The organism is Thermococcus sp., from assembly GCF_027023865.1.
Taxonomy (GTDB): Archaea; Methanobacteriota_B; Thermococci; order Thermococcales; family Thermococcaceae; genus Thermococcus.
In genome coordinates, this window is sequence record NZ_JALVUC010000004.1 from 1 (window position 1) to 12,255 (window position 12,255).

A 12,255-nucleotide genomic window follows, 5' to 3' on the forward strand; every position below is an offset into this window, starting at 1 on the left:
AAACCCAACGAGTACGGGGCTAAGAACTGGGAGGAAGTGAAGGTGGAAGTGAACCCAGTAAACGGGACGGAACTGCAACAGGCAGGCTTTAAATGCAGTGATCAGAGGGGTATGATGGTAGACTATACTCCAAGTTCTTTCCGAGGGCTTATAATCAGAAACGTCCAGCAACCCTTTTTAACTCCCCCCTCCAACCTCCTTGGGGTGATGTGGATGAAGGTTACCGTTCGCTACTTCGCGCGCTACCGCTCCCTCGTTGGCAAAAGCGAGGAGGAACTTGAGGTCCCAGACGAAATAACAGTCGGCGGGCTTATAGAGATTCTGAAGGAGAGGCATCCAGCTCTCAAGAACGAGGTCTTCGCCGAGGACGATGATCTGGCAGACGTCAATGTCTCCAGAAACGGGCGCTACGTCCGCTTCGACGAGGTTCTCCGTGATGGAGACGTCGTTGCTATATTCCCCCCCGTGAGCGGTGGTTGAGATGCTGAGTGAGAGAGAGCTTGAGCGCTACGACAGGCAGGTCATGATCTTTGGACGGGAGGGCCAGGAGAAGCTGAAGAACTCGAAGGTGGCCGTTGTCGGTGTCGGCGGCCTTGGAAGTCCTGTCGCATACTACCTGGCCGCCGCTGGAATCGGCACGCTCCTCCTTATAGATGAGCAAAAGCCGGAACTCAGCAACCTCAACAGGCAGATACTCCATTGGGGGGAAGATTTGGGTAGAAACCCCAAGCCCATCTCCGCGAAGTGGAAGCTGGAGCGCTTCAATTCGGATGTAAAAATCGAGACCTTCGTTGGAAAACTCACCGCCGAGAACATCGATGAAGTCCTTGATGGCGTTGACGTAATCGTCGACTGCCTCGATAACTTTGCCACGCGCTTTCTGCTCGATGACTACGCCCACAGGAAGAGAATTCCTCTCGTCCACGGCGCGGTTGAGGGAACGTTCGGCCAGGTTACGACGGTAGTCCCTGGCCTCACGAAGTCCCTCCACGAGATCTTCGGTGTGGTTAAGGAAAAAAGCGGGAAGTTCCCCATTATTGGGGCGACCGCTGGCGTCGTAGGCTCCATCCAGGTCATGGAGGTTCTTAAGCTCCTCACGGGCATCGGTGAGCCTCTGACCAACAGGCTCCTGATAATCGACCTCGCCTACAACACCTTTGACGTCGTTGAACTCAGGTAGACGGGGCCTTCACTTCTTCCTTCACGTTTATTGAGGTTATCCTGAACATCTCGACCCACAGGCCTTTCTGCTTGATGTTCATCTCTCCAAGGAGGTTGTCTTTTACCCTCGCCTCCGCCTCCACGTGGAAGCTCAGCTTTCCACCTATCAGCCTGTCCCCGTTGAAGTAAAGCTCCAACGTGCCATTTTGGACTTCGACGCTCGAGTTGGGTGAGGTTGCGAAGTAGTTCCTAGCCAGCGGCGTTATGAGGTAGTCAGGCACGCTGTAGGTCAGTACCGTCACCTCCCCGGTTTTTATGGAGTTCGGCTTTTTCGTCAGGTAGGTTCTGGCCAGACCCACAATGTTGAACCTCCACACCATCTCGCTTACCCGCGAGTCGTTGAGCTTTACCCATCCACTGACGATGTGCATGTACGTCGCGTTCCCGATGACTATCCGGGATATCGTTGTTGACGGTCCCACGGGCGGGGTCTTTGTCGTGGAGTTTATCCACGCGCTCTTTGATTGGAAGTCGATGTAGCCCTTCTCATCGATTAAGAGGGTCAGGTTCTCGCTCTGGGAGGTTTTGTTACTCTTTATTGTGACAGTCATGTTGATGGTCGTGTTGCTCACGTAGATGAACTGGTCTATCCCATTGACGGCCTTCAGGAGTTCCTTGAGGTTTGGGGTCTTTCCGTTCCCCGTTGCGGGTGGCCTGGTCGTAGTAGTGGTCTGAGTGTGACTCTGGCTCTCGGTTGTTACGTTCACCAGGGGACCGTTTCCGGACTGAACCGTCGTGGTACTCCCGTTTTTTCCTTGGCCAATGCACCCAGCGGCAAAGCCTATTAGGAGGATTACTATGACGAGCATCGCATACTTCTTCATCTTCCCACCGGAGTTGTTTTGTGTCATTTGCTTTAAACCTTTTCACACCGCTCCCTTTTTAACCAGCCTTTTCAACTTCTTTTGGTGGGGGAGCATGAAGGTGAAACTCACCTCGAAACCATTTGACCTCAACGAGGCACTGGGGCACCTCCTCGTTCCCGAGGCAGGAGCGTACGTTTTCTTCCTCGGTAAGGTAAGGAGTGAGAGTCACGGAAGGCATGTGAAGAAGCTCATATACGAGGCCTATCCCGATATGGCCGGGGAGGAGATGAGGCGCATAAGGGAGGAGGCACTGGAGAAGTTTCCCATCATCGACATGTTGATATGGCACCGTTACGGCGAGTTTGGGGTTGGTGAGGATACGATACTCATCATAGCCAGCGCTGGACACAGAAAGGAGGCCTTTGAGGCCTGTTCCTGGGCGATTGATGAGGTCAAGAAGCGCGTCCCTGTGTGGAAGAAGGAGGTAACCGATGGGGGAACCTTCTGGATAGAGGGAGACAGGGTAGTTCACGAATGAGCCTTTCCATTTTTTGTATACTATTTTTAATAGTTTACAAAATCGGAATAGAAAAAGTATATATATCCTCGTGCCATTTTTCCATTGGTGATGTCGGGTGGAGAAGGTCGTTTATGAATCACTCACTCCCGTTGATTCTGGTACGGTTCCCAACATCGTGGCCGTTTCAAAGCCCCCCTGGAGTAACAAGTCCCACTGTGGCAAGCTTGAGAGGCTTATCCTCCAGCTCGGTGCGGGGAAGGGCAGGTTCTCCGAGACGACTGGAATCCCCAGGTCGATAGGTTGTATAGGCAACAATCACTTCGTTCTTAGAAGGGAGCCGATGAGCGTCGAGCGCGTTAAAGAGCTGATTCGCGAGTTCAAAAAGGCTGATGGGGGGGAGCTTTGGCTCACGAACTACGACAGCCTTGACTACCTCATCTCGATAGCAACTTACGCGGTTGAGATCGAGGTTCCGGAGGTTTACGCGGTTGTTCTCCTCGATGATATCGAGATGATTGAACCCATTGAGGGTGTCAGGTTCATTGCAGAGCTTGAGTACTCGGAGGAAAACGTGCGTAGGCTTGAGGCCCACACTTGGCTCCACGGCGCGCTGATAACAGTCAGGGGTTCAAACATCGAGGAGCTTAAGGGCCTCAAGATCAGCTTTCCGGGGGAGGTATACGTGGACGTCCTCTATCCCGGCTCCGCTAGAAAGCTCGACTTCAATGTCATAGAGATCCGCAGGATATTTAACCCGACAACGGAGAAGTACCACGACTGCCTCGCTGGAACCATCGCGATAACGGCCGACGGCTACGTCCTCCCATGTCCTCTAATGCGCACCTTCATTGTCGCCGACGCGAAATTAACGGGCATAAAGGGCATTCTCAAAAAGAGGCGCCTCAAGGACTTCTGGAAGCTCACCAAGGACAGGATAGAGGCCTGCAATACCTGCCCCTTCCGCTACATCTGCCATGACTGTCGCGTCCTTGAGTTCCAGGCGACCGGTGAGTTCGACGGCATGGAGTACTGTCCCATATTTCCCTAAAATTCAAGGATGGAGCGCCAGCCTTTTCCGTCTTTCCTTGCCATCCTTTCATATCTCGTTCTCATGTTCCTGTCGTTTATCTCCTTGAACGCTGGATCGAAGTACTCAATGATGAGCTTCTCCACGTAGTTGCTGAACTCTAGAATCTTACTCCCCAAGTCTTCTTTCGAGGAGAAGTACCACTCCAGAAAATAACCGTATCCTGGGAGCACCGCCACGCTTATCTCGTGCTCTTCAAACCGCTCTAGAACCTCCTCGTTCAGGTGTTGGGTTAATCCTATAACCGCCCTATCGTGGACGTTCACGTCGAAGTAGGCGCTGAAGCCGCTGATTATTCCTTCATCTATCAGCCTGTTTATCATGTACCTCACCGTCGGTCTGCTCTTTCCGAGTTTTCTGGCTATCTCCGTTATGGGAGTTCTCGCGTTCGCCTTAAGGATTCCGATGAGAACCGCGTAGTCGTAGTCGAGGTTCCATCTTCCGAAGTTGTCGTTGCCATTATAGGGATATGCCCTTGCCTCGTAGTACTCGTAGTCATTGGAGTATTTCTCGAGCATCTTTCCGGCAAGCTCTCTCTGGTCGTCGGGAACGAGGAATATCACGGACAAGCCGTTTTTAAAGCCGAACGCTGGGTTGGCGTAGCTTATGAACGGGTTCTGTACCATTCTGGCGGCCACTTCCATAAGCCTGTCAGAGGGGACACTCAGAAAACCGACGAAGCTCCGTAACCCCATCCGCCTCAGGCTTAGAACCGCGCTCACGTGGAGGTACTTGCCGTAATACCTGTCGTAGAGCCTCTTCAACCTGTAATAATTTATCCCCTCTTTCTCCGCTATCTTTCTCAGGCTGTCGAGGGGGTATCTCTCGAGTACTTTGACTAGAAATTCCAGCTCCTCCTCAACCGGACCCTGCATTTTGCTCACCGCCGCGGCGGGAAAAGGTTATATCTTCTCACATATTAAACCTTCCGGTGGTGCCCATGGTGAAGATAGAGGTCGTTGATATAGAGAAGCCCGAGGGGGTTGAGGTTATAGTTGGGCAGGGCAACTTCTCGATATTCACCGTCGATGACCTTGCAAAGACGCTTCTCACGACGGTTCCCGGCATAAAGTTCGGAATCGGGATGAACGAGGCAAAGCCGCAGCTCACCCGTTTCGCCGGAAACGATGAGGAACTCGAACAACTCGCCGCAAAGAACGCCCTCAAGATAGGGGCGGGTCACGTCTTCGTCATCTTAATGAAGAATGCCTTCCCTATAAACGTTCTGAACGCCGTCAAAAACCACCCCGCGGTGGCTATGATCTACGGGGCCAGCGAGAACCCCTTCCAGGTGATAGTCGCCGAGACCGACCTTGGAAGGGGTGTCCTTGGTGTGGTGGACGGAAAGGCCGCCAACATGGTTGAAGACGATGAACTCAAGAAGGAGAGGCGTGGGCTCGTCGAGAGGATAGGCTACAGGTTCGACTGAGCGACAACCTTTTTACCCCCTCCTCTCTTCTCCCTCCGGTGGTTCCATGAGATTGGCATTCATCACATCAAACCCCGGCAAGGTGGAAGAGGCTAAGAAGTACTTTGAATCCCTTGGAGTTGAGGTTTACCAGCTCCGCTTTTCCTATCCAGAGATACAGGCGGACACGCTTGAGGAGGTTGCCGAATACGGTGCGGAATGGCTCTCCGGGAGGGTAAATGGTCCCTTCTTCCTCGACGACTCCGGACTCTTCATCAACGCCCTCAAAGGTTTTCCGGGCGTTTACTCTGCCTACGCTTACAAAACCCTGGGTATGGATGGCATCTTGAGGCTCTTGGAGAAAGAGAGGGACAGGAGTGCCTACTTCAAGAGCGTCATCGCCTACTGGGACGGGACACTTCACCTCTTCACTGGCAGGGTTGATGGGGAGATCATAACTGAAAAGCGCGGAAGTAACGGTTTTGGGTTCGACCCGGTTTTCAGGCCGTCGGGATTTGATAAAACTTTCGCCGAAATGACAACGGAGGAGAAAAACAAGATATCGCATCGAGGAAGGGCTTTAGAAGCCTTCGCAGAGTGGCTAAAGGAAAACCTTAAATAAGCCCGTGGTTCAAACTATCCAGCAGTCTTTGTACAGATGATGAAGGGGGTCGCCATGTCAGGTTCGCTTGATAACATCGATGCCCGATTGTTGAGGGAGCTTAAGGAGAACGCGAGGGAGAACATAGCCAGCCTGAGCAAGAAGCTCGGCATACCTAGGACGACCGTCCACTACCGCATCAAGAAGCTTGTTGAGGAAGGTGTGATAGAGAAGTTCACGGTCAAGCCCAACTACAAGAAGCTCAACCTTGGCACTACGGCCTTTATATTAGCACGCTACGACCCGGATTCGGGCCTCAACCAGAGGGAGGTGGCCGAGAGGATAGCGGCTCTCGACGGCGTCTATGAAGTGCACATAATAGCAGGTGAGTGGGATCTGCTCATAAAGGTCCGCGCCCCCAGCTCTGAGGAGGTGGGCGAGATAGTCGTTGACAGGCTCAGGGAGATAAGGGGAATCGGGCAGACGGTCACAATGGTGTCCTTTGTCACGGTTAAGGAGGAGTTATAACGGGCGATGATCGACGTTCTCCTTTCTGATTTGTGATGAAGCGAGGTTTGGTGAGCCCTACATAACGCAGCACTCGTAGATTACCTCCACGTCCCTCACCGTTTTTGCCCATTCTACGATTTTCCTCGGCGGGTTTGTGAGCCTGTCGACGCCCGCTAAAACCGCCCCCCTGTCGAAGTCGAGCCTCCACCTCCCGAGCGGTCGCATGCAGCCGATGCTTACCTCTCCGTCAAAGTGATTGCGGGCATACTTTACCACGTCAAGGCTCTCTTCCACGCCCGGTTTTGGGACGTTTTCCATCTCGGTTCCCTTCGTTGGGATGAACACATCGAGTACGAGGACATCTATGGGGTATTCCGCCAGCATGTCTATCGCTTTGTACTCCCAGTGAATCCTCCCGAAGTCGAGGCCTATCGTAATGTGGGGGGCGATTCTAATCCCCTTCTCGGTGAGGAGATCGAGGATTTTGAGGTAGTCCTTCACGGTCTTGTCTATCTTGTAAACGCGCTTTATCACGCCGTCGTCACCCACGAAGTCGAGGGAGACAACGTCGACGTACTTCACCCACCCCAGGTCGCTTTCGTCTATGAAGCCGACGTGGGCGTTGAGCTTGAGGTTCGTTCTCCTCTTTATCTCCTTTATTTCCTCGGCGTAGAGGTCGAGGGGAACCTTCAGCCTGCCGTCCATTCCACCACTGAGGAGACAGCCGATGTAGCCGTTTTTAGCGAGGTCGAGGCAGTAACTCAAGAGTTCTCCCCGTTCGGGCTTCCTCATCCCCTCAAGGTAGTGTCTCCCACAGTGGGCGCAGTTTAAGGCGCAGGCGTTGCCTGTGACTGAGATGGAGGGGAACTTAATGCCTGGAATGTAGATTTTGAGCTTTTTTCGTCCTGTCATTTTGGGCCGCCACCTTTAACAACCTTTGCAGAAGCAAAAGTTGATCAAAAGTTTTTGGATGAAACTTTTCCCCAGGAAAGTTTCCTTGGGGGGAGGGGGTTAGCAAGGACGTGGGGGGTGAAACCCCCCGGTCCTGCGAGGGGAATTTAATGCCCGGAATGTAGATTTTGAGCTTTCTCTTCATTCCTGTTCACCTCAGGGGGTTGTAGGGGGATATTGAGCTTTTCTGTTTTCACCCCGGACATCACCTGTTTTAACAGTCCAGAATAGGAAAAATATAACGGTTTTGGGACAAAATGGGAAAAGGAAATCACTTCTTGGCTTCCTTGTGCTCCCTGAATAGTGGCCACCAGGCCTTCTTCCCAAAGAGGCTCATGAAGGCAGGTCCTATGAAATAAACAGCCATGGTTGCCGTCAGGAGTATGCCCGCCGCGAGGGCAAAGCCTATCTCCCTCGTTCCCCAGGTACTGCTGAGCATCAATGCCCCGTAGGTACTCGCCAGAACCACCGAGAGCCCTATGACGAGCTTGTCCATTGTTCCAGCGGCGACGATGAGTGACTCGTCCGGCTTCCTGCGCTCGAACTCGTCCCTTGCCTTCACGAGATAGAAGCTGTTGTAGTCTATGCCGACGCCCATGAGCACGACGAATACCATCAGCGGGAGGAACCACATGACCTGCTGTCCAAAGACCCTTTCGAAGAGCCACGTCGAGATCCAGATGCTCGTCATGACTCCGAGGAATATAGTGGTCATCGTCGAAGCCACTGCTGGTAGCCCCTTGAGTGTAGGTATGAGGGACAGGAACATCAGGACTAGGGCCACTGGGATTATCCTGTGCCAGAAGATGTCATTTATCCTGTTGGTTAAGTCCATTGAGAGTGCGGCACCACCTCCAACGAGGCCGGCTTTTATCTGTGGGTTCTTCTCTGCCAGCTCCCTTACGTAGCTTCTGAGGGCCTTAACGAACTCCCTTGCAGCGTTTCCAGTGGAACCGTAGTCGGTCTCAACTTGGATGAGCACCTTGTCGCCCTTCGAGGATATGAACCTGTCGCCTCCGAGGGCTTTTATTGAGGAGAGAGTCAGGTTGCCGACCGGTTCTCCGTAGGGCCTCGTCGGTGAATAAACTGCCTTAACCCCCTTCATTGAAGCTATGTGTGCCGTTATCTCATCCACGAGTTTGAGGTCGTTGTCAGTTACCTTACAGTTGAACTCGATTATCACGTAGTTTGGAGAGGTAAGCGAAGCCCCAAGTTTCTCCTCGCTTAGCGTTATGAACTTGAGGGTGTTGCTGTTCTCAGGGAGGAAGAGGCTCATGTCGTGGGTCCCCTTGAATGTCACGAAAGTGTATGTTGCCGGTGCCGCTATGAGGAGCGCTATCAGGAGGACAACCCTGGCGTGTTTGATCATCCACTCCGCGATCCTGCTCCGCTCGTCGACGTCCATCGTCCTCAGGTGCCTCACGCTCCGTGGCCACCAGAACCAGTTCTTATCCCCTATCAGGGCTGTTATCGCCGGGATGAAGGTGAGGCTCGCGAGGAGCACCACCACGGCTAAGGGGGCTATTATTCCCATCTGCTGGAATATCGGGAACTCCCAGGCGAGGGTGAAGCTGGCGAAGGCTATGATGTCAGTTGAGGCACTCGCAAGGACTGCATCCTTGGCCCTTCTCAGTGCTTCTGCAACGGCTTTTTCGTGCTCGTAGCCCTCTGCAATGTACTCCCTGAAGCGGTGGACGTAGTATGTCGAATAGTCTATCCCTAGGCCGAGGGCGGTCGTTATGGTGAGCATCTGCGCCCAGCTTCCGACGTTTAGGATTCCGCCCTTTGCTAGAAGGTAGGCTATTCCGAGGGCCGTCAGAGCGGAGGTTGCAACGCCTGTGAAGGGAAGGAACGTCGCGAGGAGGGCCATCCCCATGAGGATGAAGAGTACGATGAGAGCGGCAATCATGCTTGCCTTCGTCGTCGTGCTGTTGTCCCTCTGGCCGTACTCGGTCATCTCGTGTGATTGGATGACGGTTCCCCCGAGGGCGCCATCAACGTCAGGGAAGTACCTCCTGAACTCCCCAAGGGCTATCTCCTCCACGCGCGTCGCATTTCCTGCCCTGTATCTGTAAATGTCGTCGCCAGGTCCGGGCCTTCCGCGCGGAACGAAGGTTATGAGCATCGTGGTGTTGTTGTTGCTCTTCAACATTTTAAGGTATGTCTCGGACCTCGCGTACACCGTTGGGAACAGCTCCTCCGCCAGTGGTTTAACGTCTCCCCGGGTTATCCCCTCGGGATTATCCTTGAAGCGGAAGGCAATATCAGCGAGCTTTGAGGTGTTGAAGGTCATCTCCATGCCGTAGGGATTGGCTCTGCTGGATGTGAGGAAGGCCTTTACCGACTCCTTGACGAGCTTCTCTATCTCCTCATCACTCATTGGGTAGTTCTTTACCACTGCCTTTGTCAGGTTCATAATGAGGGCCTTGAACTCCTCCAAAACGGCCGCGCTAGTTCCTTCCATCTTTTCCTCGGCCCCTCTGAGGAAGAGGCTCTCTGCCAGCCCCCTGGGGTTGACCCCCCCGTAGAGTTTCCTCACAATTTCCGACACGTTAAAGCTGGTATTGCCCCCCATCCCTGCGGCCATGGCTGAGGCAACCTTAACCGTTGCGTCCTCAACATTTGTGCCGTTTATTACCCCCTCCGGGTCTTTGGTGGCGGTTTTGACGATGAGATCGGCTATTTCTCCGGCGTTCGGAACTCCAGCCGTTAATAGCTCCTCAGCTGTTCTGGCCTTGAGTATCTCGATGGCAATCCCGTTGAGAACCTCCGCGTTCCCACTACTCTCGTATATTTCAGTGAGTATCTTTTCGTCAACGCTTAGGTCCATCTGGGCGGTTATCCCCTTTAGGATTGAGATCGTGGCGTTTTCAAGAACCACCGGGTTCTTTGAGAGAACCCCTGTGACGTTTCTGTCGTATTTAAAGACGGTGTCAACGATGAGGGGGACAAATTTGAAGGCATTCCCGGGGAGGCTTCTACCCATGCTCGAGAGGAGGATGTTTTTCTCAAGCTCGACTGTCGGGCCATTCTTCAAAAGCTCCTTCAGGACTTCCCTCGCGTTTGGGAACTTTGAGATGGGGTTGTTTGTGGAGTTGTCCATGAGCGAGAGCGCAACCTCAACCGTGGCGTTCTCAACGGCCTCTGTGCTTGGATTAGGCCCGAGCGAGATTGCAGTTTCAACTATTCCCGAAAAGCTCCTCGCGTTGAGTCTGCCAAAGCCCTCAACCTCGACCGTCTGGTTGCTCTGGGCTATTACCCCAGGGAGTTTCTGGAGTGCCGAGGTCGCTATCCCTGAAACTGCATCCTCAAGCTGTTCGGCGGCCATGTTCTGGAGGGCATACTCGCTTCCTACCTTCTTGTCGAAGGCGTTGATCCCGAGGTAGAAGGCCCTTCCATAGGCCTCAACGAGGGGAAGCTGCTCTGCGGGTGAGCCTGCCTTTACAATGCCTTCCGTAACGTTGGCTAGGAACGGGTCGGTGATGGCTTGGCTTCCCGCTTTGGAGTAAACCGGCTGAATCGAGTTGAAGACGGCGTATACAAACTCGGGGGTTGTTTTCGTTATGTTGGCTATCTTCTCGGCTTCCGCTGCTGTTAAACCCTTGTCGTAGGCCCCGCTCATCATTAAAGCTCTGTGAACCGCTATTGCCCCCATGTACGCCTTTCCGTAGGTTGAGTTGAGAGCGTAGAGGCCGGAGTTGAGGCTCACCAAAGTGGAGTTCAGCGATTTGAGCATTTTCGCGGTTGAAGTGAGGTTCTCGTGAAGGGCAACGTAAGCCGCATCCGTTTGGTTCAATGCACTCCTCAGGAGGACGGTCTGTTTGTAGAGAGCCGTGAAGTTCTGCCTTAGAGCCAGATAGCCCTCTGCCGCGCCGGCGAGGCCGTTCTTCACCATCTCGGTCGTGTTGTCGAGCGTATACGTCATGTTGAGGAGCCTTCCAAACCCTTCATCCGTCTGCACCGCCGTTGAGTAGAGGATTCCCGTGAGGTTGGCCGTCATCCTCGTCACGTTTAGGGTGACTGCGTAGGTGGTGTTCCAAAGTTCATTGAGAACATCGTAGTAGGAGGTAACGTTGTCGGCCTATTTCCCCTCAACCTTCTCCTTAAATGCATAGTAGGCCTTCTCTGCCCTTTCATCGCTGAGGTTCACGTTGGTTATGAGGAGGTATGTGAGATTCTCGTTCTGCGCCCTTGTAAACTCGCTGGAGATTATGTCTTGGACCTTTACGGACTCTATCTGATGGGAGACCATCTGGTTCTCGCCGTAGTTGGTTACCTCGGTTAGCTTCGCCGCGAGTGGAGTCATGAGGATTATCAGGACAATCCAGATGAGGATCACGAGCTTGGCGTGCTTGGCTATCCAGTCGTTCCAGGCCATTTTCCCACCTCAACTCTTTTATAGGATGAAGGCGAGGATTTACCGACAATATGTTTGAACAAGATATGTTTGAATCAAACATATTTGGAATTGAAGGCTATAAAAGTTTTGCGGGTGAGACCATGGGATCCGGGAAGGTGGTGAGGAACCTTTTCACAGTTCCCATGAAGAACATGATACTCCTAATCGTTGGCCTCAATGAGGAGGCCCATGGTTACGAGATAATGAAGGAAATAGAGAACCTTACCGGCGGCACTTGGAAACCGAGCCACGGGAACCTCTACACCATGCTGGGCAAAATGGTGGAAGAGGGCCTCCTCGAACCAAGGGAAGAGTTTCAGGGCAGGAGACGGCGGGTTAAGTACCGGCTTACCGAGAAGGGATGGGAATGGCTTAGGGAATCGAACGAGATAGCCCTGCGTTCCCTCTACCTTGCTGTTGAGTATCATGAGAGGCTCAGGGAAAAGCTCAGGGAACTTGGGTATGGAAGGGAGATAACTAGGGAGGCCGTCCAGAGATACATCGAGCTTCTCGACGATGTCATCTCAATCCTGCAGGCCAAGCGGGGGGGCCTCATCAGAACTCTTGAGGAGCTCAACTCTGAGAACAAAACCAAAAATGCATTAAAAAAAGGGCAGAATGAGGGCTGACCTCCTCTCCGCCGTGAATGGCGAGGGTTCGGCTTAATCCCTCGCTAATGGCGGTTCGGTTTACGGGCCCATCACCTACTCCCGTTGCCGGTTTCGGCTCAGCCCGAAGGCCGGGTCTTCGGC

The 12,255-nt window shown here is 53.2% G+C and carries 13 protein-coding genes; 8 read left to right on the plus strand and 5 right to left on the minus strand.

The window, feature by feature from the left end; all coding sequences use genetic code 11:
* The first annotated feature begins 213 nt into the window (after positions 1 to 213).
* Both MV421_RS01275 and MV421_RS01280 read left to right on the plus strand, forming a co-directional pair.
* Positions 214 to 480, plus strand: a complete 267-nt coding sequence (locus MV421_RS01275) for a ubiquitin-like small modifier protein 1 (protein WP_297421511.1) — start codon at positions 214 to 216, stop codon at positions 478 to 480.
* Position 481: 1 nt separating this feature from the next.
* A complete protein-coding gene (locus tag MV421_RS01280; protein ID WP_297421491.1) occupies positions 482 to 1,180 on the plus strand; it encodes a ThiF family adenylyltransferase in 699 nt (232 codons plus the stop codon).
* Here MV421_RS01280 and MV421_RS01285 read toward each other — a convergent pair.
* Complete coding sequence (locus MV421_RS01285) at positions 1,173 to 2,045, minus strand: hypothetical protein (protein ID WP_297421493.1); 873 nt, start codon at positions 2,043 to 2,045, stop codon at positions 1,173 to 1,175. The two genes, MV421_RS01280 and MV421_RS01285, sit on opposite strands and share 8 nt — an antisense overlap.
* Positions 2,046 to 2,139: 94 nt before the next feature.
* Between MV421_RS01285 and MV421_RS01290 the strand changes: the two genes are divergently transcribed.
* Both MV421_RS01290 and MV421_RS01295 read left to right on the plus strand, forming a co-directional pair.
* Positions 2,140 to 2,565, plus strand: coding sequence for a molybdenum cofactor biosynthesis protein MoaE (locus tag MV421_RS01290; RefSeq protein WP_297421496.1), 426 nt, complete (start codon positions 2,140 to 2,142; stop codon positions 2,563 to 2,565).
* A 97-nt stretch (positions 2,566 to 2,662) separates the two neighbouring features.
* Complete coding sequence (locus tag MV421_RS01295) at positions 2,663 to 3,595, plus strand: SPASM domain-containing protein (RefSeq protein ID WP_297421498.1); 933 nt, start codon at positions 2,663 to 2,665, stop codon at positions 3,593 to 3,595.
* Here MV421_RS01295 and MV421_RS01300 read toward each other — a convergent pair.
* The gene (locus MV421_RS01300; protein ID WP_297421500.1) at positions 3,592 to 4,509 is read right to left on the minus strand and encodes an Lrp/AsnC family transcriptional regulator; all 918 of its coding nucleotides are present in this window, start codon (positions 4,507 to 4,509) and stop codon (positions 3,592 to 3,594) included. The two genes, MV421_RS01295 and MV421_RS01300, sit on opposite strands and share 4 nt — an antisense overlap.
* 65 nt (positions 4,510 to 4,574) lie before the next feature.
* On the opposite strand from MV421_RS01300, the gene MV421_RS01305 reads away from it, so the two are divergent.
* The 3 genes from MV421_RS01305 to MV421_RS01315 are packed head-to-tail and all read left to right on the plus strand — an operon-like array spanning position 4,575 to position 6,171.
* Positions 4,575 to 5,063 (plus strand): adenosine-specific kinase, encoded by a 489-nt coding sequence (locus MV421_RS01305; protein ID WP_297421513.1) that lies wholly within the window; start codon positions 4,575 to 4,577, stop codon positions 5,061 to 5,063.
* A 46-nt stretch (positions 5,064 to 5,109) separates the two neighbouring features.
* On the plus strand, positions 5,110 to 5,664 hold the full coding sequence (locus MV421_RS01310; RefSeq protein ID WP_297421502.1) for an XTP/dITP diphosphatase: 555 nt from the start codon (positions 5,110 to 5,112) through the stop codon (positions 5,662 to 5,664).
* A 54-nt stretch (positions 5,665 to 5,718) separates the two neighbouring features.
* The gene (locus tag MV421_RS01315; RefSeq protein ID WP_297503420.1) at positions 5,719 to 6,171 is read left to right on the plus strand and encodes an Lrp/AsnC family transcriptional regulator; all 453 of its coding nucleotides are present in this window, start codon (positions 5,719 to 5,721) and stop codon (positions 6,169 to 6,171) included.
* Between the two features lie 57 nt (positions 6,172 to 6,228).
* Here the strand turns inward: MV421_RS01315 and MV421_RS01320 are convergent, their stop codons facing one another.
* The 3 genes from MV421_RS01320 to MV421_RS01330 form a co-directional block, all read right to left on the minus strand.
* A complete protein-coding gene (locus MV421_RS01320; RefSeq protein ID WP_297421504.1) occupies positions 6,229 to 7,065 on the minus strand; it encodes a radical SAM protein in 837 nt (278 codons plus the stop codon).
* Positions 7,066 to 7,375: 310 nt separating this feature from the next.
* Positions 7,376 to 11,104, minus strand: coding sequence for an MMPL family transporter (locus MV421_RS01325; RefSeq protein ID WP_297421516.1), 3,729 nt, complete (start codon positions 11,102 to 11,104; stop codon positions 7,376 to 7,378).
* A gap of 81 nt (positions 11,105 to 11,185) precedes the next feature.
* Complete coding sequence (locus MV421_RS01330; RefSeq protein ID WP_297421506.1) at positions 11,186 to 11,482, minus strand: hypothetical protein; 297 nt, start codon at positions 11,480 to 11,482, stop codon at positions 11,186 to 11,188.
* A gap of 122 nt (positions 11,483 to 11,604) precedes the next feature.
* Here MV421_RS01330 and MV421_RS01335 point away from each other — a divergent pair, with 122 nt between their 5' ends.
* On the plus strand, positions 11,605 to 12,132 hold the full coding sequence (locus MV421_RS01335) for a PadR family transcriptional regulator (RefSeq protein ID WP_297503414.1): 528 nt from the start codon (positions 11,605 to 11,607) through the stop codon (positions 12,130 to 12,132).
* Positions 12,133 to 12,255: the final 123 nt, after the last annotated feature.